A 20736-nucleotide genomic window follows, 5' to 3' on the forward strand; every position below is an offset into this window, starting at 1 on the left:
TGCCAGCCGGGCCTGGATACCCAGGCAGGGAAAACGACAGCGTCACCCTGCATATAAAGGAAAACGATTATGAGCTTCAACACAATCATCGACTGGAATAGCAGCAGCCCACAGCAGCAACGCGAGCTGCTGATGCGTCCGGCGATCTCTGCCTCAGAAAGTATTACCCGCACCGTTGTTGAGATCCTCGACAACGTGAAAAGCAATGGCGATAACGCCCTGCGCGAATACAGTGCGAAATTTGATAAAACTGACGTGACTGCGTTGAAAGTGACTGCGCAGGAAATTGCCGATGCCAGCGCCCGTCTCGGTGACGAGATCAAACAGGCAATGGCCGTGGCGGTGAAAAACATCGATACCTTCCACATCGCGCAAAAACTGCAAACGATAGATGTGGAAACCCTGCCAGGCGTGCGCTGCCAGCAGGTCACTCGCCCTATCGCCTCCGTCGGATTGTATATCCCCGGTGGTTCTGCGCCGCTGTTTTCCACCGTATTGATGTTGGCCACCCCGGCACGCATTGCGGGCTGCAAAAAAGTGGTGCTCTGCTCCCCTCCTCCGATTGCGGATGAAATTCTCTATGCGGCGCAGCTCTGCGGTGTGCAGGAAGTCTTTAAAGTGGGGGGCGCGCAAGCGATTGCGGCTCTGGCATTTGGCACGGAGTCGGTGCCAAAAGTCGACAAAATCTTTGGACCCGGCAACGCCTTCGTGACCGAAGCCAAGCGTCAGGTGCGCCAGCGTCTGGATGGTGCGGCTATCGATATGCCAGCCGGCCCGTCCGAAGTGCTGGTGATTGCCGACAGCGGCGCAACCCCTGACTTTGTGGCTTCCGATCTACTTTCTCAGGCGGAGCACGGCCCGGACTCGCAGGTTATCCTGCTGACGCCGGATGCCTATATGGCCCGCGCCGTTGCCGAGGCCGTTGAACGTCAACTGGCCGACCTGCCCCGCGCAGAAACGGCACGTAAAGCGTTGTCTGCCAGCCGCCTGATTGTGGCGAAAGATCTGGCACAATGTGTGCAGATCTCTAACCAGTACGGCCCGGAGCACTTGATCATCCAGACCCGCAGCGCCCGCGATCTGGTGGACGACATCACCAGCGCTGGTTCCGTCTTCCTGGGTGACTGGTCACCGGAGTCCGCAGGCGATTATGCCTCCGGCACCAACCACGTTCTGCCAACTTACGGTTATACCGCCACCTGCTCCAGCCTGGGGCTGGCCGATTTCCAGAAACGGATGACCGTACAAGAATTATCGCGCGAAGGCTTTGCCTCTCTCGCGTCTACCATTGAAACGCTGGCGGCCGCTGAACTGCTCACCGCCCACAAAAATGCCGTCACCCTGCGTGTTAACGCCCTTAAGGAGCAAGCATGAGTATTGAGGAACTGGCTCGCGCCAACGTACGTGCCCTGACCCCGTATCAGTCTGCCCGTCGTCTTGGCGGTAAGGGCGATGTCTGGTTGAATGCCAACGAATTCCCGACGGCAGTGAAATTTAATTTCTCGCAGCAAACGTTGAACCGCTATCCGGAATGCCAGCCTAAAGCCGTCATCGAAGGCTATGCCGACTACGCCGGGCTTAAGCCTGAGCAGGTTCTGGTGTGCCGCGGCGCGGATGAAGGGATTGAACTGCTGATCCGCGCCTTCTGTGAGCCGGGTAAAGATGCGATTCTGTTCTGCCCGCCGACCTACGGCATGTACAGCGTCAGCGCGGAAACCTTCGGCGTGGAATACCGTACGGCCTTAACGCTGGAGGACTGGCAACTGGATCTGCCAAACATCGCCAACCAGCTTGAGAACGTCAAACTGGTGTACGTATGCAGCCCGAACAACCCCACCGGGCAAATCATCAACCCGCAGGACATTCGTGACCTGCTGGAGATGACGCGCGATAAAGCTATCGTGGTGGCCGACGAAGCGTACATCGAGTTTTGCCCGCTAGCGACGCTGGCAGGCTGGCTTAAAGAGTACCCGCACCTGGTTATCCTGCGTACCCTGTCGAAAGCCTTCGCGCTGGCAGGCCTGCGTTGCGGCTTTACTCTGGCGAATGAAGAGGTGATCAACCTGCTGATGAAAGTGATCGCCCCGTACCCGCTCTCCACGCCGGTCGCCGATATCGCCGCTCAGGCCCTCAGCCCGGAAGGGATTGTGGCCATGCGTGAGCGCGTGGCGCAGATCGTCAACGAGCGCGAATACCTGACGGCGTCTCTGCGCGAAATCCCGTGCGTGGAAACCGTGTTTGATTCGGAAACCAACTACATCCTGGTTCGTTTCAAAGCCTCCAGCACCGTCTTTAAATCTTTGTGGGATCAGGGCATTATCCTGCGTGATCAAAATAAACAACCGACCTTAAGCGGCTGCCTGCGTATCACCATCGGCACCCGTGAAGAGAACCAGCGCGTCATCGACGCTTTACGTGCGGAGTCTGTATGAGCCAGAAGTACCTTTTTATTGACCGTGATGGAACCCTGATTTCCGAGCCGCCGTCTGATTACCAGGTGGACCGTTTCGACAAGCTGGCTTTTGAACCGGATGCGATTCCGGTTCTGCTCTCGCTGCAAAAAGCGGGGTTCAAGCTGGTGATGATCACTAACCAGGACGGTCTGGGCACCAGCAGCTTCCCACAGGCCGATTTTAATGGCCCGCATAACCTGATGATGCAAATTTTCAACTCTCAGGGGGTGGTCTTTGAAGAGGTCCTGATTTGCCCGCACTTCCCAGGGGATGACTGTGACTGCCGCAAACCAAAAGTGAAGATGGTGGAACGCTGGCTGGTTGAGCAGGCGCTGGATAAAGCGAACAGCTATGTCATTGGCGACCGCGCGACGGATATCGAGCTGGCAACCAATATGGGCATTACCGGTCTACGCTATAACCGTGAGACCCTGAGCTGGGCAGTCATTGGCGAACAGCTGACCAAACGCGATCGCTACGCCCACGTTGAGCGCAAAACCAAAGAAACCCAGATTGACGTCAAAGTGTGGTTGGATCGCGAAGGCGGCAGCAAAATTCGCACTGGCGTGGGCTTCTTCGACCATATGCTCGATCAAATTGCCACCCACGGCGGCTTCCGCATGGAAATCGACGTCAAAGGCGATCTCTACATTGACGATCACCACACGGTCGAAGATACCGGCCTGGCATTGGGCGAAGCGCTGAAAGTGGCGCTGGGTGACAAACGTGGCATCAACCGCTTTGGCTTTGTGCTGCCGATGGATGAATGTCTGGCACGCTGCGCGCTGGATATCTCCGGGCGCCCGCACCTGGAATATAAAGCCGAGTTCAGCTACCAGCGCGTGGGCGATTTGAGTACCGAGATGATTGAGCACTTCTTTAGCTCCCTGTCTTACACCATGGGTGTGACGCTGCATTTGAAAACCAAAGGCAAAAACGATCACCACCGCGTGGAAAGCCTGTTCAAAGTCTTTGGCCGTACGCTGCGCCAGGCCATTCGCGTCGAAGGCGATACCCTTCCCTCCTCGAAAGGAGTGTTGTGATGAATGTCGTTATCCTGGATACCGGCTGCGCTAACCTCAACTCCGTGAAATCGGCGATTTCGCGCCACGGCTATGAGCCGCTGGTCAGCCGCGATCCGGATGTGGTGCTGCGCGCCGACAAACTGTTTCTACCCGGCGTAGGTACCGCGCAGGCCGCGATGGATCAGATCCACGAACGCGATCTGGTCGATCTGATAAAAGCCTGCACGCAGCCGGTGTTGGGGATTTGCCTGGGGATGCAGCTGCTCGGTCGCTTCAGCGAAGAGAACAACGGTGTGAACCTGCTGGGCATCATCGACCAGGACGTGCCAAAAATGGAAGATGTCGGTTTGCCGCTGCCGCACATGGGCTGGAACCGCGTCCACCCGAAAGCGGGCAATCGCCTGTTCCAGGGGATTGAAGACGGTTCATACTTCTATTTTGTCCACAGCTACGCCATGCCGGTTAACCCGAACACCATTGCCCAGTGTCAGTACGGCACGCCGTTCACTGCCGCAGTGCAAAAAGACAATTTCTATGGCGTGCAATTCCATCCGGAACGTTCAGGACGCGCGGGTGCACTACTGCTGAAAAACTTTCTGGAGATGTGATGATTATTCCGGCTTTAGATTTAATCGATGGCACGGTAGTGCGACTGCATCAGGGTGATTATGGCCAGCAGCGCGACTACGGTACCGACCCGCTGCCTCGTCTGCAGGACTACGCCGCACAGGGTGCGCAGGTGCTGCACCTCGTAGATTTAACCGGTGCGAAAGAACCGGCACGTCGCCAGATCCCGCTGCTGAAAACGCTGGTTGCCGGGGTGAATGTTCCGGTACAGGTTGGCGGCGGCGTGCGTACCGAAGAAGATGTTGCCGCACTGCTCGATGCGGGCGTCGCCCGCGTGGTGGTCGGTTCAACGGCGGTAAAATCACCTGAGGTCGTTAAAGGCTGGTTTGAGCGTTTTGGTGCCCATGCGCTGGTGCTGGCGCTGGACGTTCGCATTGACGCCGCGGGTAACAAACAGGTGGCGGTGAGCGGCTGGCAGGAAGACTCCGGCGTTTCGCTGGAAGCACTGGTAGAAACCTATCTGCCGGTTGGCCTCAAGCACGTGCTGTGTACCGACATCTCCCGCGACGGTACGCTGGCAGGTTCGAACGTCTCGCTGTATGAAGAAGTGTGCGCGCGTTATCCTCAGGTGGCATTTCAGTCCTCCGGGGGCATCGGCGATATCCATGATATCGCGACACTGCGTGGCACAGGCGTGAAAGGCGTGATCGTGGGTCGCGCACTGCTGGAAGGTAAATTCACTGTAACGGAGGCCATCCAATGCTGGCAAAACGGATAATCCCTTGTCTTGATGTACGCGATGGCCAGGTAGTGAAAGGCGTTCAGTTCCGTAATCACGAAATCATCGGCGACATCGTTCCCCTGGCAAAACGCTACGCCGAGGAAGGCGCCGACGAACTGGTGTTCTACGATATCACCGCCTCCAGTGATGGACGCGTAGTCGACAAAAGCTGGGTATCACGCGTCGCGGAAGTGATCGACATTCCGTTCTGCGTGGCCGGCGGCATTAAGTCCGCTGACGACGCGCAGAAGATCCTCTCTTTCGGCGCGGATAAAATTTCCATCAACTCCCCTGCGCTGGCAGATCCTGAGTTGATCACCCGCCTGGCCGACCGTTTTGGCGTGCAGTGTATTGTGGTGGGTATTGATACCTGGTTTGATGCCTCGAGCGGAAAGTATCACGTTAACCAGTACACCGGCGATGAAAGCCGTACTCGCGTTACCCAGTGGGAAACGCTGGACTGGGTACAGGAAGTGCAGAAACGCGGGGCCGGTGAAATCGTACTTAACATGATGAACCAGGACGGCGTGCGTAACGGTTATGACCTTGAGCAGTTGAAAAAAGTACGCGAGGTCTGCCACGTACCGCTTATCTCTTCCGGCGGTGCGGGTACAATGGAACACTTCCTCGAGGCCTTCCGCGACGCCAACGTCGACGGCGCGCTGGCGGCATCGGTGTTCCACAAGCAAATTATCAATATTGGTGAGTTAAAAACGTTCCTGGCAGGCCAGGGCGTGGAGATAAGGGTATGTTAACAGAGCTTCAACTGGCCCAACTGGACTGGGAAAAAACCGACGGATTGCTGCCCGCCGTGGTGCAACACGCGGTCTCCGGCGAAGTATTGATGCTGGGGTATATGAACAAGGACGCGCTGGCTAAAACGCAGGAAAGTGGCAAAGTCACCTTTTTCTCGCGGACCAAAGGCCGTCTGTGGACCAAAGGTGAAAGCTCTGGCCATTTTCTGAATGTGGTGAGCATTGCGCCGGACTGCGATAACGACACGCTGCTGGTGCTGGCCAATCCGATTGGCCCGACCTGCCACACCGGTACCTCCAGCTGCTTTGGCGAAACCAGCCACCAGTGGTTGTTCCTGTATCAACTGGAACGACTGCTCGCCGAACGTAAAACGGCAGATCCGGCCAGCTCTTATACCGCTAAGCTCTATGCCAGCGGCACCAAGCGTATCGCGCAAAAGGTGGGGGAAGAAGGTGTGGAAACCGCACTGGCCGCCACCGTTCACGATCGTGAAGAGCTGACCAATGAAGCGTCAGATTTGATGTATCACCTGCTGGTCTTGTTGCAGGATCAGGATCTCGACCTCACCGCTGTTATCGAAAATCTGCGTAAGCGTCACAAGTAATATTTAAGCCAGCCACCATAGTGGCTGGCTTAAATTAGGCAATGATTCTATTTCAGCAATTGCAAAATATATTGCCCATACTGCGTTTTAGCCATAGTGGTCGCCTCAGAGAACAGCTGCTCTTTCGTCAACCAGCCATTTCGATAAGCTATTTCCTCAAGACACGCGATCTTGAAAGCCTGACGGCTTTCAATCGTGTGTACAAATTGGGAAGCTTCGAGCAGGCTCTCGTGGGTCCCAGAGTCAAGCCAGGCGAACCCACGTCCAAGAAGCTCAACATCCAGTTCGCCAAGATCTAAATACATCTGATTAATCGTCGTGATCTCTAACTCACCACGCGCTGATGGCTTGACTTGTTTAGCCATTTCAACAACACGCTCGTCGTAAAAATAGAGACCAGTAACAGCCCACGATGATTTAGGTTTTAACGGTTTTTCTTCGATGGACAGCGCGCGGAAGTTGCTGTCAAATTCAACCACCCCAAAACGTTCAGGATCGACAACTTGATAACCAAAAACGGTCGCTCCGCGTTCTTTCTTAGAGATGGCAGTTAATTTTCGGGCAAAATCCTGGCCGAAATAAATGTTGTCACCCAGAACTAATGCGCAACGATCACCATTGATAAATTCTTCACCAATCAAAAATGCCTGGGCAAGTCCATCCGGACTAGGTTGAATCTGGTAGCTAAGATTTATACCAAATCGACTACCGTCACCAAGAAGACGCTGAAATGACGGCATATCCTCTGGTGTCGTAATAATCAATATATCCCTGATTCCTGCGAGCATAAGGACAGAAATCGGATAGTAAACCATTGGCTTATCGTAGATAGGTAGGAGTTGCTTTGATACCCCACGAGTTAAAGGGTAGAGTCGCGTACCCGAGCCTCCAGCAAGAACGATTCCTTTCATTATTATGCCCCTTTCACGTTATTGTTTAAGCCGAGGCGTTCACCTGCATAAGAACCGTTTTTAACCCGACGCCACCAGGTTTCATTTGCCAAAAACCATTCAACAGTCTTACGGATACCACTTTCGAAAGTTTCTTCTGGTTTCCAGCCCAGTTCTCGATCAATTTTAGACGCATCAATCGCATAACGCACATCGTGGCCAGGACGATCGGTAACAAAAGTAATTAACTCTTCGTATTTGCTGAAATTTTTCCCAGCAGGAGGAACAAGTTCATCCAACAATGCGCAAATAGTCCGTACAACATCAATGTTCTTACGTTCGTTATGCCCACCTATATTATAGGTTTCACCAACAACACCCGTTTTGACTACCTTATAAAGGGCTCTTGCATGATCCTCGACATATAACCAATCGCGGATTTGTCCACCATCGCCATATACTGGCAAGGCCTTGCCTTCCAGTGCATTTAGAATAGTTAGTGGAATAAGTTTTTCCGGGAAATGGTACGGACCGTAATTATTTGAGCAATTAGTTACAATCGTGGGGAGCCCAAAGGTTCTCAACCAGGCTCTGACTAAATGGTCGCTGGATGCTTTGGACGCAGAATATGGGCTACTTGGCGCATACGGAGTTGTCTCAGTGAAAAGATCATCTGGGTTATGCAAATCACCATAAACTTCGTCAGTCGAGATATGATGGAATCTGAAATCTTGTTTCCGCTGACCTTCTAGTCCGCCCCAATATTTACGCGCAGCTTCAAGCAGAACGTAGGTACCAACTATATTTGTTTCAATAAACGCTGCAGGACCGTCAATAGAGCGGTCAACATGGCTCTCTGCCGCAAGGTGCATAACTGCATCAGGCTGATAGTCATTGAAGATCTCATCCAGAGAATGGCTGTCACAGATATCAGCCTGAACAAAACGATACCGTTCGCTCGAGGACACTTCAGCGAGGGACTCTAAATTCCCAGCATAAGTTAACTTATCCAGTATCAGTACATTGTCGTTAGTTGCATTTATGATGTGACGCACTACTGCAGAGCCGATAAACCCTGCCCCACCTGTAACAATTATTTTCATAAATCCTCAAAAATATTTTCGCTCACACTTCTGGCTCTGAGTAAAAAGCAAGCATTTATTAACAAATGACTATATACACTATGATAGTAAATAATAATGAGTAAAATCTTAAAATATTAAAAGAGAGAGCAACAAGCCGTATATCACAATAAAAAATCAGCTGCAGCACACTGCAGCTGATTAAATACATATTTAGATATTTTCGCAAACATACTCATAAATTTGCGACATCTGTGATTCCCAGGTTAATGGAGCCATCGTTTTTAAACCACCATCAGCGAGTTTCTGTCGTAACGGCGCATTATTATAGAGTTCGGTAAATGCTTCCAAAACTGCCTGAGGTGTTGGATCACATAAGTATGCATTTTCATTATGCTTACAGTGCCATTCAACCTGAGGTCCATTATTCGAAATAACAGGTAGCCCAGAGGACATTAACTCAACAGGAAGGTACGACAGATTGGTACCTGAAAACGCCATCCCTATATCACATGTTCTATAGAGATCACCAGTATCTTTTAATGTCATATTGCCAAGCAGTGTTGCAGGGAAAGGTGGTTTAGCTTTTAAATCCAGGCCTGCAATGATAATTTCCACATCAGGATATGCTTGCGATATTTTCAATAGAGCTGCCATGCCCAAGTCAAAGCAACGACGCTCTGTAGAAGGACGGCCATAGAAAAAGAGACGTGTTACCTTATCTCTCACTTTACCATCTGGAGTTGCAGGATAAAAAATATCTTTATCAGTAGCAAACAGATAATTCTTCGCTGAACCACCATGGGACTCGTAGCAGTGTTTTAGCCAGCCACCACCTGTGATACCTGTAAATCCAAAGGTATAAGTCGCATTAGCTTGCATGGAAGCCGTACCGTACGCATAAAATTGGCTTTCATAATCTTGCATGAAATAGAATTTCTTGAGTGCGAAGGGAAATGCGCGCACATCATAAGCAGATTGCCATGTGGTTGCAATCGCACCCGTACACTCAGGCAGCAATTTAGGATCAATAATAACTTCCAGACGACAGTCTGGTACTGCCATGTCTAATTCTTCTTGTAACTGACGAGGTGAACTATGGCGTTCATTATTATAAATATAAATAATATTTCGAGTATCGTACTTAGCGAAATGATTTGCGAAACGGAATAACGTGTAATGGCCGCCACCCCAAACATTAGACCAATCAGGAACAAACCAAATAAATGTACGTCGTTTATCAGTGGAAGCAACTGGCGTTTTCGCACCGCCAAATTCAGTCCATGGTTTGTAATCCATAACGCTGTTAAGTGACATAACAGGGTCTACGGTTGCCATTTCAGGCCAAACACTATTATTTCCGGCGTTAACCTTCTGATGCATTAACACGAATAGACGAGGGAAAAGTTTAAACATCGCAAAAACAACGGCATTTCCATACCCAAATTGTTTTGCATAAATCATAAAGTACTTGATTTTTGTCTTCATTCTATTCTAACCATCATTTAAATGTTGAAACGTAAGCCGCAAGATCATCTTTCCAATAACCTGGGCGCGGACATCCTTCGTGCGATTCCAGGTAGATTGATTCAATACCTTCCGAGAGAGGTCTTGGTGCTGAGAGAGGGAACATAGAGGACTGTACGGGTTGAATAACACCCTCAAATTTTAACATTTCACCAATCGCCATAGCAATATCGAAGCGACTGACAACGCCAGTGCTCGCAAAATGTAATGTACCTGTAGGACGGTTCTCAACAGCCCAAATAATGAATTTACATAACTGCTGTGCAGATGTAATGGAACCAAGGCGGTCATTAACTGCTTTTAGCTCTGTAGCCCCCTCTTTAATTTGCTGAACAATTTTGCCAACAAACTTATGGTCACGTGTCGGCCCACCACCAATCATCCACCCAGAACGGATGATCAGATGACTTGTTGGACAAAACGCTCTCACTTCTTGTTCACCAAACAGTTTAGAGCGCCCATAATAATTCATAGGATTCGGCAAATCTAACTCGTTGTACATATATTTCCCCTCAGTACCAAAAACGTTTGATGAGGAAATATAAAGAATCCAGGCATTGCAATAGTTCGCTGCTTTTGCAATTTCTTTTGTTGCTACATGATTATAAGCACCAGCGCGATTCGGTTCACGCTCGCACAAGTCTACATTTGTTTCAGCCGCAATATGCAATATCACGTCAGGGTTAACTTTCATGACATAATCATAAATTTTGTCTGGTCTTGACAAATCAATTTCATTTCGGGTGGCCACAACAACATTGGGATTATTAACTCCTAATGCATCAGTAACATAAGCACCTAACATTCCAGTACCACCGGTGATCAATACCTTACTCATTATATATACCTTTTTTAAAATTTGTCTTGACGCAAAAAACGATGACATTTAACTCAAATAGAATCAATTGAAACCTCTTCAATCGAGCCGTGCGCAAGTCGGATGAAACGATTACAAAGCCGCTTAATCAGGCCCATATCATGAGAAGCGAAGACAAATATGTCGGAAGCTGAAATCCAGTCATGCATTCTTTTCTCAGCTTTATTTTGAAACTCACTATCTCCAGTTCCAAACATTTCATCAATAAGCAATATTTCAGGTTTAACTGAAGTTGCGACTGCAAACATAAGACGCATCGTCATACCGGATGAATAAGTTCTTACTGGTAACTGTAGAAAATTACCAAGCTCACAAAACTCTTCAATGTCCGTGATTTTGTGTTTTAATGAACTTTTCGAAAATCCCATCAACATAAGCATACGCATTATGTTTTCATATCCAGACAGCTCAGGGTCCATACCCGCACCCAGTTCAAATACTGTTGCGACACGTCCTTCCCGAATAATCGAGCCAGAACTTGGATGATAAATACCCGCCATAGTTCTCAGCAAAGTACTTTTCCCTGCGCCATTGTGTCCAATTAACCCAACAGCATCACCATCATTTAATTCAAAACTGACATTTTCCAGAGCTGTTACCGTTACTAATTTTTCATCCTGCCCACCAATTCTCCCCCCCGTACCAATTCTGACGATCTGTTTTCTTAACGACTGGGAACCGGCGTTGTAAATTGGATATTTTACGGTCACATTTTCAAATTTCAGTATCGACATATTCAAATCCAAAAAGCAATTCTTGTTGAGTATTTTTCAAAAACGATCATTGTTATCAGCCAACCGAAAAAGGCAATGCCAGCATTGATAGCAAAAACAAAGGGTTCAGGCGTTATACCAAATAATGGATCACGAACGAGAGTAATGAAATACGTGAACGGATTAAGCCAAATGACGAATTGGTTGATTCCTGCATGTCCAGCTTTATAAAGCACTGGAGTAAGGAAAAATATGATCGGCATTAATGCCTGGATTATTTGCTCAACATCTCTGAACCTTGCACCCAGCATACCAAAGAGAATTGATATCCAAGACAGGTTCAGGATCAATAAAACAAATCCAACAATAGAAAGCAACGTCACCGAACTCATTGCTGGAGGGTAAATCATAAACACGATAACGACTATGATTAAATTATGCGCTAATGTAATAAGTTGCTTAACAATTAGCTGAAATGGATAAATAAGGAATGGGAGTTGTAAGTTTCTTATCACCTGCGATTGTCGAACAAATACCGAGGTACTTTCAGTTACGCAGGCTGACATAAATTGCCAAAGCAGCAGACCTATTGTTAATGAAGGTATCAATGTGCTTTTATCTTGATTAAGCAGTCCACTCCAGACGAAGCCTAATCCGACGACACCAATAGCAGCACCCAGCGTCAACCACAGCGGTCCAAGCATGCTTCGCTTGTATCTGGCCTTCGTGTCGCTATATGCCATATGAACAATTAATGGCATGCGATTTAGCGTGCTACTTATTTCCTTGAAAATTCTCGGCATTACTAAAAACCTTACAGTAGTTAAAACTAATTGCATCAGACAAAAATATAGCTAACGTCAGTCTTATCTCTTATATTGCCCCATTCTTTCTTTGCAGGCATCCCAAAGACCTTGTGTGATAAACCGCCACCTTTTGCTGTTAGCACTGCAAAGAAAGCCAAAAAAAACAAAAAAAATAGCCAATCTGTATAAATGTGCAAGTTTCCAACTCATCGGCATCGCCGTTTTCTTAACCATCACTAACGTGTTGCGGAATATATAGTAGTAGCGAAAATCATTATGGCGTGGAATTTCTCGCCAACGACCTAACCAAATTTTTACAACATTTTCACCGAGTTTATGATTAAGAAAAGCATCTCTAATGCCATAAATTTTGTAGCCCAAATTTGTAACGCGAAAGCACCATTCAGTATCTACATGGTCGATAAAATAACCTGCATTCATCAGACCAACATTTTGCAGCACTTCTCTTCTGACTAGAGTGCCGGATGAGATAATAAAATCAGCTTCAACAAACTCATCCTGCGTATCAGCTGGGTAAACACGTGAAATAGAAAAGCCTTTTCTCTTAACGAATCCAGACCTGGTCTGAGTTCGCCGATCAATTAGTGTCGGCCCAACAGCACCCACATTGCCACCAGATATTAATATGTTATGTTCAGCTTTTAATAGCATCTCAACCATATTTTCTTCTGGGATACTATCATGATCCATAAAAAGGACATGGCTACAAAAGTAGTCATAAGCGTTTGTAACACCTATATTTTGAGCCTCGGCTATACCAACATTTTCTGGTAAAGAAATAATGTGAATTTTGTCATGAGATTTTTCGGCATAATTTTTCAACTCATTAACTATTTCTTTTTTAGATGCGTTATCAACAATGATAATATTAGCAACCTGCCCTATCAAGCTTTTAAGCGCATCTTTTAATCCCGCAACATTAGGATCAAACGTAATAATCACAGCACAAACACAACAACTCTTATATTCTTCAGCAATATCCATAGTGGTTATATCTTCTTAAAAATCATTGCTACAACGAGAGCTACATTGCCAAAGAATGTTTGTCTGTAAAATGGGAATTTAAAAGCACATATAAGCCTGGTAATTAAACTCCCACATTTAATTTCAAATATCTTATCAATTAGATTTTGATTTCTCTCAGGGATATTTTCTTTCAATGTATTGAGTGCCTGAATATTCAATTGCGTCCAGCTCGCATAATCGCCTCTGGAGAGACTAGCAATACGTTTTAACTTTTGCTTTATGCCATTATTTGTTCCAACAAGATTATTGCTATGCTGGCGATATTTTACTCTCGGTTCACGATCATAGATAACAACGCCACCGCATGCAGTGATAGCAATATACGTCCACCAGTCATGAGAAACGACATCTACTTCGCCAGCTTTTTCCAGGATTTTCTTTGCAGCTTTGTTGAAAACCATGGTATTTCCCCCTGCAATACTTTGCACCATTGCATTGCAGAAGCCAGGTGCTCTTTGAAACTCAGGAGAAAATCCGATTGCATTATTATCAATGTCAATTAATAGCGTTCGAGAGCAGTACAATGCGGGAACATTACTGTCAACAGCAGAAAGTTGGTTTATAGCATGGGCAAGTTTGTCTTCTTCCCAAACGTCATCCTGGTCGGAATACGCATAATAATCTGCTTTGATACTGTTATCGCAGACTAAAGACAAAAAATTAGCTGCAAATCCCCGCATAGGGCCTTTTTTGATAACACAACTCGTCTCTGGGGTGTTACCCATGCAGTCATGAATCAATTTTACACTATCGTCTGTTAAACTATCATCTGAAATATAAAGTTTCCAAAAAGGATATGTCTGGTTTGAAAACGACCGTAATTGCTGTTCAATAAATTGGTCAGCATTATAAGTTGCCATAAGTATGGCAACTTCACCTTTATAAAAGCTCTCGGTATAATTCATTATAATATATCACAAGTCTTACGGCCGAATGAATTCATCCACTTCAATGACTATTCTAATCAAAAGTCAAAATCCTTAAGGCGTTTTCCTTCTTTATCTTTATCAGACAGTTTGTAATCAACATCCATCTCTGGCCATTGAATATTAACGTCGGGGTCGTTCCACAGGAGACTATGCTCAGAGGTGGGGTCATAATATGATGTACATTTATATTCAAAGTCTGCAATATCAGACATGACAACAAAACCATGAGCCAGACCCGGTGGAATCCAGAACTGTTTCTTATTTTCCTCACTTAAAACAACAGCTTCCCATTGCCCGTATGTAGGTGACTCTGGTCTGATGTCAACTGCGACGTCAAAAACCTCACCGCGAACAACACGAACAAGTTTTCCTTGAGGATTATTTAACTGGAAGTGAAGGCCTCTCAAAACCCCTTTAGATGACCGAGAATGATTGTCCTGAACAAATTCGGTACTAATATCTAGCAGCTCTTCGTAACGTTTTTTAGAAAACGATTCAAGAAAAAAACCGCGATTATCGCCAAAAACTTTTGGTTCAATTATTTTCACGCCTTCAATTTTGGTATCAATAACCTTCATGGCATATCCTTCCGTACAGTTTATGAACAAATTCTTGTACTAGCGATCTTCAGCCGATTTAAGAGATCTAATTAAACCAACATTAAGAAAACATTAACAACAACGCTACCGCCCTTGGCTTCGAGATACCAACATTCTCTAAGAGCAAAACATGATGCCATTTCTTCACATTTCATCCTGCCTACGAAATGTTGTCAAAGTGGTCATTTTGTAACTACTGAACTTATCCTCCTTAAGAAGTTACTTTTGCCTTAGAGTTCATATTACTCATGCGGATTATAATCCTTTTGTAATACCAATCCAGCACAAACTGTTAAAATATGTATATTGAAGTTTGCAGTAACTCATTAGTAAATCAAGATTTTTTTAATTTTATTTTTACTTGACATTACAGTAATGGCGACTATGTATCTTGCCATTTTTTCGAAAATCAATAGCTGAAACTTATTAAAATGCAGCCTAATTGATATACCCAAGTAACTTCAAGATGCAGGATGGTAGTGCTTAAACAATCTATCCCTACGATTAACTTGGGTTTACTGGCTCCTGCAACTCGAAGTATTCTGGGTATAGTTAGAATTATTTCGCATTACTGCCATTCTCGATAAAACGGTGATCTTACTCACTTTTGGCATGGAATCAGTCTGGATTTGTCTTATTTTTATTAAAAGTATTAAGGAATAAAATCACGCTATTTTATTATATATCTCATTGTAACTATTGCTCATGAAATACTTCTTGACTTTCCATGAGATTAGTCAATTCTCATTATTCTGAATTAATTAAAAACAAATAAAATCAATGTATTAAACATATTTTCTTGCCGTTTTTTTAACAGCAAACATTATTGTATTGAGCACATTAGGCGTTACCTTCAGGGCATTTACCTGTATGATCTTGCCTTATCGCAACTCTTAGTAGGCACAGGATAACGAGGAAGGTTATGAAATTTTTGGTCACCGGCGCGGCCGGCTTTATCGGCTTTCACGTCAGCGAACGTCTGTTACAGGCGGGCCATCAGGTCACAGGGATAGACAATCTTAATGATTACTATGACGTCAGCCTGAAAGAATCACGCCTGAACTTACTGGCAAACGACAGTTTTCGCTTTGTGAAGCTGGATCTGGCCGACCGTGAAGGGATGGCCCAGCTGTTTGCCAAAGAGAAGTTCGACCGCGTGATCCATCTTGCGGCCCAGGCAGGCGTGCGTTATTCGCTGGAAAACCCGCATGTCTACGCCGAGGCCAACCTGATTGGCCACCTGAATGTGCTGGAAGGCTGTCGCCACAACAAGGTTCAACACCTGCTGTATGCATCCTCAAGCTCCGTTTACGGTCTGAATCGCAAAATGCCTTTCTCCACGGACGATTCCGTCGATCACCCAGTATCGCTCTATGCGGCGACAAAAAAATCCAACGAGCTGATGTCGCATACCTATTCGCATCTCTACGGTTTACCGACCACCGGTCTGCGTTTCTTTACCGTTTACGGCCCGTGGGGACGCCCGGACATGGCATTGTTTAAATTCACCAAAGCCATGCTCGAAGGCAAAAGCATAGATGTGTACAACTACGGCAAGATGAAGCGTGACTTTACCTACGTGGATGACATCGTTGAAGCCATTATCCGCATGCAGGATGTGATTCCGCAGGCCGATCCAAACTGGACGGTGGAAAGCGGCTCGCCGGCCACCAGTTCCGCGCCGTACCACATCTACAACATTGGCAATAGCTCGCCGGTGGAGTTGATGGATTACATCACCGCACTGGAAGAGGCATTGGGTATTGAAGCGCAGAAGAACATGATGCCGATTCAGCCGGGCGATGTGCTGGAAACCAGTGCCGATACGCAGCCGTTGTATAACACCATCGGCTTTAAGCCACAGACATCGGTCAAGGAAGGCGTGAAAAAGTTTGTCGAGTGGTATAAGGCGTATTACAACGCTTAAGAAAAACGGCCCTGATGGGCCGTTTTCATTTTATGCTTAGTCGTTACCGAAAAGGTCGCGGGTATACACCTTCTCTTCTACATCCGCCAGCTCTTGCGCCATGCGGTTAGAAATAATCACATCGGCTTCTTGTTTAAACGCATCAAGGTCGCGCACGACGCGGGAATTAAAGAACTCGTCCTCTTGCATTACCGGCTCATAAATAATGACCGGAATACCTCTCGCCTTGATACGCTTCATAATCCCCTGAATCGAGGACGCACGGAAGTTATCAGAGCCGGATTTCATGATCAGACGGTAAACGCCAACCACCTTCGGCTTGCGAGCCAGAATGGAGTCAGCAATAAAGTCTTTACGCGTACGGTTCGCATCAACAATCGCACCGATGATGTTGTTTGGCACAGATGCGTAGTTCGCCAGCAGCTGTTTGGTATCTTTCGGCAGGCAGTAGCCGCCATAGCCAAACGACGGGTTGTTGTAGTGATTGCCGATACGCGGATCCAGGCACACCCCTTCAATGATCTGGCGGGAATTCAGCCCCAGGCTCTCTGCATAGCTGTCCAGCTCGTTGAAGTAGGCCACACGCAGCGCCAGATAAGTGTTGGCGAACAGCTTGATGGCTTCAGCTTCGGTGGAGTCGGTGAACAGCGTCGGGATATCTTTCTTGATAGCTCCTTGCTGCAGCAGGCCTGCAAAACGTTCAGCGCGCTCGGAGCGCTCGCCGATAACGATGCGGGACGGGTGCAGGTTGTCGTATAACGCCCGACCCTCACGCAGGAATTCCGGCGAGAAGATAACGTTATCAATGCCGAGCTCTTCTTTGATGGACTGGGTAAATCCTACCGGGATGGTGGACTTAATGATCATCACGGCGTTGGGATTGATTTCGTGCACATCACGGATGACCGATTCGACGCTTGAGGTATTGAAGTAGTTGGTTTTAGGGTCGTAATCCGTCGGAGTGGCGATAATCACATAATCTGCGTTGCGATAGGCGTCCTGCTTATCCGTTGTTGCGCGGAAGTTCAGCTCTTTTGTCGCCAGATACTCTTCAATTTCTTTATCAACGATCGGCGATTTTTTCTGATTCAGCATATCGACTTTGGCTTGCACAATATCGAGCGCGACCACTTCATGGTGCTGCGCAATCAGAATACCGTTAGACAAACCTACGTAACCTGTTCCTGAGATAGTTATCTTCATTCGCTCTGCAACTTCTTCTGGTTAAAAATTTGAGGATGAATACGTCGCCTGTACGGGTGCGTATCGGATCAGCATTGCGTCAGTATATCGTGGTTTTCTACAACGGCGGCTATCAGACCTGACTGAAACCCATTTTTAGGCAATAAAAAAGCCCGGAGGAGCGCTCCGGGCCTGCATTTAGCGGTGGGCTAATTCAGATTAATCCAGCCATTCGGTGTGGAACACACCGTCTTTATCAGTACGCTTATAGGTGTGCGCACCGAAGTAGTCACGCTGAGCCTGAATCAGGTTCGCCGGCAGCACCGCAGCACGGTAGCTGTCATAGTAGGCAACGGCAGCGCCAAAGGTCGGTACCGGAATACCGTTTTGTACCGCGTACGCCACAACGTCACGCAACGCCTGCTGATATTCGTCAGCAATTTGCTTGAAGTACGGTGCCAGCAGCAGGTTAGCGATTGCCGGAGTCTCTGCGTAAGCATCGGTGATTTTCTGCAGGAACTGGGCGCGGATGATGCAGCCAGCGCGGAAAATCTTCGCGATTTCACCGTAGTTCAGATCCCAGTTGTATTCGTCAGAAGCGGCACGCAGTTGAGAGAAGCCCTGCGCGTAAGAGACGATTTTACCGAGGTACAGCGCGCGGCGGACTTTCTCGATGAACTCCGCTTTGTCGCCAGCAGGCTGCGCCTGTGGGCCACTCAGCACTTTAGACGCGGCAACACGCTGCTCTTTCAGAGAAGAGATATAACGCGCGAAGACGGATTCAGTGATCAGAGACAGCGGTTCACCCAGATCCAGAGAGCTCTGGCTGGTCCATTTGCCGGTACCTTTGTTAGCCGCTTCATCCAGAATCACATCGACCAGGTATTTACCGTCTTCGTCTTTCTTGGTGAAGATATCTTTGGTGATGTCGATCAGGTAGCTGCTCAGCTCGCCTTTGTTCCACTCGCTGAAAGTTGTTGCCAGCTCTTCATTGGACAGGTTCAGACCGCCTTTCAGCAGAGAATAAGCTTCTGCAATCAGCTGCATATCACCGTATTCGATACCGTTATGAACCATCTTAACGTAGTGGCCAGCACCGTCAGCACCGATATAGGTGACGCACGGCTCGCCATCTTCGGCAACGGCAGCAATTTTGGTCAGGATCGGAGCAACCAACTCGTAAGCGTCTTTCTGGCCGCCAGGCATGATTGATGGGCCTTTCAGCGCACCTTCTTCGCCACCGGAAACACCAGTACCGATGAAGTTAAAGCCTTCTGCAGACAGTTCGCGGTTACGACGAATGGTATCCTGGAAGAAGGTATTGCCGCCATCAATGATGATGTCGCCTTTTTCCAGATACGGTTTCAGGGAGTCAATAGCGGCATCGGTGCCAGCACCCGCTTTCACCATCAACAGGATGCGACGGGGAGTTTCTAAGGATTCAACAAACTCTTTCACGGTGTAGTAAGGAGCAAGTTTCTTGCCGGGATTCTCAGCAATCACTTCTTCGGTTTTGTCGCGGGAGCGGTTGAAAACGGAAACGGTATAGCCACGGCTTTCGATGTTAAGCGCCAGGTTGCGCCCCATCACAGCCATACCAACAACGCCGATTTGTTGCTTGGACATGCAAAACTCCTGTCAGGTGTGGTTACCCAGCCGGCAACGAGTCCGACGGGCTTAAGTGAATAGTATGTTACTTAATAGCTGATTCCAATGCTATACGAAAACTCGGACGGGGAACGATTGTACCCTCCTCACGCTATTGGAAAAGCGTTATCACTGAACGGGTGGCTTGACTTGGGAGTGTAGAGAAAAAAAGCAGAAAGATGCAGACGTTGAAGCGCTAAAAAAGGCGGGCAAATTTCGCAATAAATGCGATGTATTTGTCCGCCCTGATCTCGTCAACCGGCACTTAACTCAAGAAGTACAGATTCTGCAATTATTGCGTCAGCATTTTCTTAATACTTTCGCGGAATTTTTGACCTTCTTTGAGATTACGCAACCCGTAGTTAACGAACGCCTGCATATACCCCATTTTTTTACCGCAGTCATAGCTATCGCCCGTCATCAGCATGGCATCAACAGACTGTTTTTTCGCCATCTCTGCAATCGCATCCGTTAACTGGATACGGCCCCATGCGCCAGGGGAAGTGCGCTCCAGCTCTTGCCAGATTTCAGCGGAGAGGACATAGCGTCCGACCGCCATCAGGTCCGAGTCCAGGGTTTGCGGCTGATCCGGTTTTTCGATGAATTCAACGATACGGCTCACTTTCCCTTCGCTGTCCAGCGGCTCTTTGGTCTGGATAACAGAATATTCAGACAGGTCACCGCTCATGCGTTTTGCCAGCACCTGGCTACGGCCCGTTTCATTAAAACGCGCAACCATTGCCGCCAGGTTGTAACGCAGCGGATCGGCAGAAGCGGTATCCAGAATGATATCCGGCAGAACAACCACAAACGGGTTATCGCCCACGATCGGACGCGCGCACAGAATGGAGTGGCCGAGGCCCAGCGGCTGCGCCTGACGCACGTTCATGATGGTTACGCCAGGAGGACAGATAGATTGTACTTCTGCCAGAAGTTGACGTTTAACGCGCTGTTCCAGCAACGCTTCCAGCTCATAGGAGGTGTCGAAGTGGTTTTCGACGGCATTTTTGGAAGAGTGAGTCACCAGGACGATTTCTTTGATCCCTGCAGCAACAACTTCGTCAACGATATACTGAATCATTGGTTTGTCGACGATGGGTAGCATCTCTTTAGGAATAGCTTTGGTGGCGGGTAGCATATGCATCCCCAAACCGGCTACCGGAATAACTGCTTTCAAATTAATCATTGTACCTTCCACCTATAAATGATTGATAAATTATAGACCTTCAACTTCTGTTCGCCAGATTGCGCAGGACGAGTTACCGCGAAAGATGTTACGCCGATTGTCGTATAATTGCTGTAGATGTAATCCCAGTGGCGAAAT

The 20736-nt window shown here is 47.7% G+C and carries 20 protein-coding genes; 8 read left to right on the plus strand and 12 right to left on the minus strand.

The window, feature by feature from the left end; translation table 11 throughout:
* Window positions 1-69: 69 nt before the first annotated feature.
* From hisD to hisIE, 7 genes are read left to right on the plus strand one after another with little or no spacing between them, the layout of a single operon-like run.
* Entirely contained in the window at window positions 70-1374 is a 1305-nt protein-coding gene (gene hisD / locus ACSZPU_RS01255) for a histidinol dehydrogenase (RefSeq protein WP_498994667.1), read from the plus strand.
* The gene (hisC, locus tag ACSZPU_RS01260; protein ID WP_498994668.1) at window positions 1371-2432 is read left to right on the plus strand and encodes a histidinol-phosphate transaminase; all 1062 of its coding nucleotides are present in this window, start codon (window positions 1371-1373) and stop codon (window positions 2430-2432) included. The genes hisD and hisC overlap by 4 nt, the downstream gene beginning before the upstream one ends.
* Window positions 2429-3496 (plus strand): bifunctional histidinol-phosphatase/imidazoleglycerol-phosphate dehydratase HisB, encoded by a 1068-nt coding sequence (gene hisB / locus ACSZPU_RS01265; RefSeq protein WP_498994670.1) that lies wholly within the window; start codon window positions 2429-2431, stop codon window positions 3494-3496. Before hisC ends, hisB begins: the two co-directional genes overlap by 4 nt.
* Window positions 3496-4086, plus strand: a complete 591-nt coding sequence (gene hisH, locus ACSZPU_RS01270; protein WP_498994672.1) for an imidazole glycerol phosphate synthase subunit HisH — start codon at window positions 3496-3498, stop codon at window positions 4084-4086. Before hisB ends, hisH begins: the two co-directional genes overlap by 1 nt.
* Window positions 4086-4823: a 1-(5-phosphoribosyl)-5-[(5-phosphoribosylamino)methylideneamino]imidazole-4-carboxamide isomerase gene (gene hisA, locus ACSZPU_RS01275; protein ID WP_498994674.1), complete on the plus strand. Its 738-nt coding sequence runs from the start codon at window positions 4086-4088 to the stop codon at window positions 4821-4823. The genes hisH and hisA overlap by 1 nt, the downstream gene beginning before the upstream one ends.
* A complete protein-coding gene (hisF, locus tag ACSZPU_RS01280) occupies window positions 4805-5581 on the plus strand; it encodes an imidazole glycerol phosphate synthase subunit HisF (RefSeq protein WP_498994675.1) in 777 nt (258 codons plus the stop codon). Before hisA ends, hisF begins: the two co-directional genes overlap by 19 nt.
* Complete coding sequence (gene hisIE / locus ACSZPU_RS01285) at window positions 5575-6186, plus strand: bifunctional phosphoribosyl-AMP cyclohydrolase/phosphoribosyl-ATP diphosphatase HisIE (protein WP_498994677.1); 612 nt, start codon at window positions 5575-5577, stop codon at window positions 6184-6186. Before hisF ends, hisIE begins: the two co-directional genes overlap by 7 nt.
* Window positions 6187-6233: 47 nt before the next feature.
* On the opposite strand, the gene rfbA is transcribed toward hisIE, so the two are convergent.
* The 9 genes from rfbA to rfbC form a co-directional block, all read right to left on the minus strand.
* Entirely contained in the window at window positions 6234-7097 is an 864-nt protein-coding gene (rfbA, locus tag ACSZPU_RS01290; protein WP_498994678.1) for a glucose-1-phosphate thymidylyltransferase RfbA, read from the minus strand.
* Between the two features lie 2 nt (window positions 7098-7099).
* A complete protein-coding gene (gene rfbB / locus ACSZPU_RS01295; RefSeq protein WP_498994681.1) occupies window positions 7100-8179 on the minus strand; it encodes a dTDP-glucose 4,6-dehydratase in 1080 nt (359 codons plus the stop codon).
* Window positions 8180-8371: 192 nt separating this feature from the next.
* Window positions 8372-9646: a rhamnosyltransferase WsaF family glycosyltransferase gene (locus ACSZPU_RS01300; RefSeq protein WP_498994683.1), complete on the minus strand. Its 1275-nt coding sequence runs from the start codon at window positions 9644-9646 to the stop codon at window positions 8372-8374.
* Between the two features lie 13 nt (window positions 9647-9659).
* A complete protein-coding gene (locus tag ACSZPU_RS01305) occupies window positions 9660-10523 on the minus strand; it encodes a dTDP-4-dehydrorhamnose reductase family protein (protein ID WP_498994685.1) in 864 nt (287 codons plus the stop codon).
* Window positions 10524-10576: 53 nt separating this feature from the next.
* The gene (locus ACSZPU_RS01310) at window positions 10577-11296 is read right to left on the minus strand and encodes an ABC transporter ATP-binding protein (protein ID WP_498994687.1); all 720 of its coding nucleotides are present in this window, start codon (window positions 11294-11296) and stop codon (window positions 10577-10579) included.
* A 2-nt stretch (window positions 11297-11298) separates the two neighbouring features.
* Complete coding sequence (locus tag ACSZPU_RS01315) at window positions 11299-12078, minus strand: ABC transporter permease (protein ID WP_498994688.1); 780 nt, start codon at window positions 12076-12078, stop codon at window positions 11299-11301.
* Window positions 12079-12141: 63 nt separating this feature from the next.
* Window positions 12142-13086, minus strand: coding sequence for a rhamnosyltransferase (locus tag ACSZPU_RS01320; protein WP_498994690.1), 945 nt, complete (start codon window positions 13084-13086; stop codon window positions 12142-12144).
* A 5-nt stretch (window positions 13087-13091) separates the two neighbouring features.
* Window positions 13092-14033 carry a glycosyltransferase gene (locus tag ACSZPU_RS01325; RefSeq protein WP_498994692.1) on the minus strand — a complete coding sequence of 314 codons (942 nt, stop codon included), beginning with the start codon at window positions 14031-14033 and terminating at the stop codon, window positions 13092-13094.
* 59 nt (window positions 14034-14092) lie between these two features.
* Complete coding sequence (rfbC, locus tag ACSZPU_RS01330) at window positions 14093-14635, minus strand: dTDP-4-dehydrorhamnose 3,5-epimerase (RefSeq protein WP_498994694.1); 543 nt, start codon at window positions 14633-14635, stop codon at window positions 14093-14095.
* Window positions 14636-15578: 943 nt separating this feature from the next.
* On the opposite strand from rfbC, the gene ACSZPU_RS01335 reads away from it, so the two are divergent.
* The gene (locus tag ACSZPU_RS01335; RefSeq protein ID WP_498994696.1) at window positions 15579-16583 is read left to right on the plus strand and encodes an NAD-dependent epimerase; all 1005 of its coding nucleotides are present in this window, start codon (window positions 15579-15581) and stop codon (window positions 16581-16583) included.
* A gap of 36 nt (window positions 16584-16619) precedes the next feature.
* Here ACSZPU_RS01335 and ugd read toward each other — a convergent pair whose 3' ends face one another.
* The 3 genes from ugd to galF all read right to left on the minus strand — a co-directional run bounded on the left by ugd (window position 16620) and on the right by galF (window position 20598).
* Complete coding sequence (ugd, locus tag ACSZPU_RS01340; protein ID WP_498994698.1) at window positions 16620-17786, minus strand: UDP-glucose 6-dehydrogenase; 1167 nt, start codon at window positions 17784-17786, stop codon at window positions 16620-16622.
* Between the two features lie 198 nt (window positions 17787-17984).
* Complete coding sequence (gene gnd / locus ACSZPU_RS01345) at window positions 17985-19391, minus strand: NADP-dependent phosphogluconate dehydrogenase (protein ID WP_498994700.1); 1407 nt, start codon at window positions 19389-19391, stop codon at window positions 17985-17987.
* A 313-nt stretch (window positions 19392-19704) separates the two neighbouring features.
* A complete protein-coding gene (gene galF / locus ACSZPU_RS01350) occupies window positions 19705-20598 on the minus strand; it encodes a GalU regulator GalF (RefSeq protein ID WP_498994702.1) in 894 nt (297 codons plus the stop codon).
* Window positions 20599-20736: the final 138 nt, after the last annotated feature.

It is taken from the genome of Phytobacter sp. V69 (genome assembly GCF_965644215.1).
In the GTDB taxonomy this organism is placed as follows: Bacteria; Pseudomonadota; Gammaproteobacteria; order Enterobacterales; family Enterobacteriaceae; genus Phytobacter.

What these genes read in the sequence shown, in the direction of transcription:
- hisD (WP_498994667.1), top strand. Translation starts at nt 70, where the DNA reads ATGAGCTTCAACACAATCATCGACTGGAATAGCAGCAGCCCACAGCAG.
- hisC (WP_498994668.1), top strand. Translation starts at nt 1,371, where the DNA reads ATGAGTATTGAGGAACTGGCTCGCGCCAACGTACGTGCCCTGACCCCG.
- hisB (WP_498994670.1), top strand. Translation starts at nt 2,429, where the DNA reads ATGAGCCAGAAGTACCTTTTTATTGACCGTGATGGAACCCTGATTTCC.
- hisH (WP_498994672.1), top strand. Translation starts at nt 3,496, where the DNA reads ATGAATGTCGTTATCCTGGATACCGGCTGCGCTAACCTCAACTCCGTG.
- hisA (WP_498994674.1), top strand. Translation starts at nt 4,086, where the DNA reads ATGATTATTCCGGCTTTAGATTTAATCGATGGCACGGTAGTGCGACTG.
- hisF (WP_498994675.1), top strand. Translation starts at nt 4,805, where the DNA reads ATGCTGGCAAAACGGATAATCCCTTGTCTTGATGTACGCGATGGCCAG.
- hisIE (WP_498994677.1), top strand. Translation starts at nt 5,575, where the DNA reads ATGTTAACAGAGCTTCAACTGGCCCAACTGGACTGGGAAAAAACCGAC.
- rfbA (WP_498994678.1), bottom strand. Translation starts at nt 7,097, where the DNA reads ATGAAAGGAATCGTTCTTGCTGGAGGCTCGGGTACGCGACTCTACCCT.
- rfbB (WP_498994681.1), bottom strand. Translation starts at nt 8,179, where the DNA reads ATGAAAATAATTGTTACAGGTGGGGCAGGGTTTATCGGCTCTGCAGTA.
- ACSZPU_RS01300 (WP_498994683.1), bottom strand. Translation starts at nt 9,646, where the DNA reads ATGAAGACAAAAATCAAGTACTTTATGATTTATGCAAAACAATTTGGG.
- ACSZPU_RS01305 (WP_498994685.1), bottom strand. Translation starts at nt 10,523, where the DNA reads ATGAGTAAGGTATTGATCACCGGTGGTACTGGAATGTTAGGTGCTTAT.
- ACSZPU_RS01310 (WP_498994687.1), bottom strand. Translation starts at nt 11,296, where the DNA reads ATGTCGATACTGAAATTTGAAAATGTGACCGTAAAATATCCAATTTAC.
- ACSZPU_RS01315 (WP_498994688.1), bottom strand. Translation starts at nt 12,078, where the DNA reads ATGCCGAGAATTTTCAAGGAAATAAGTAGCACGCTAAATCGCATGCCA.
- ACSZPU_RS01320 (WP_498994690.1), bottom strand. Translation starts at nt 13,086, where the DNA reads ATGGATATTGCTGAAGAATATAAGAGTTGTTGTGTTTGTGCTGTGATT.
- ACSZPU_RS01325 (WP_498994692.1), bottom strand. Translation starts at nt 14,033, where the DNA reads ATGAATTATACCGAGAGCTTTTATAAAGGTGAAGTTGCCATACTTATG.
- rfbC (WP_498994694.1), bottom strand. Translation starts at nt 14,635, where the DNA reads ATGAAGGTTATTGATACCAAAATTGAAGGCGTGAAAATAATTGAACCA.
- ACSZPU_RS01335 (WP_498994696.1), top strand. Translation starts at nt 15,579, where the DNA reads ATGAAATTTTTGGTCACCGGCGCGGCCGGCTTTATCGGCTTTCACGTC.
- ugd (WP_498994698.1), bottom strand. Translation starts at nt 17,786, where the DNA reads ATGAAGATAACTATCTCAGGAACAGGTTACGTAGGTTTGTCTAACGGT.
- gnd (WP_498994700.1), bottom strand. Translation starts at nt 19,391, where the DNA reads ATGTCCAAGCAACAAATCGGCGTTGTTGGTATGGCTGTGATGGGGCGC.
- galF (WP_498994702.1), bottom strand. Translation starts at nt 20,598, where the DNA reads ATGATTAATTTGAAAGCAGTTATTCCGGTAGCCGGTTTGGGGATGCAT.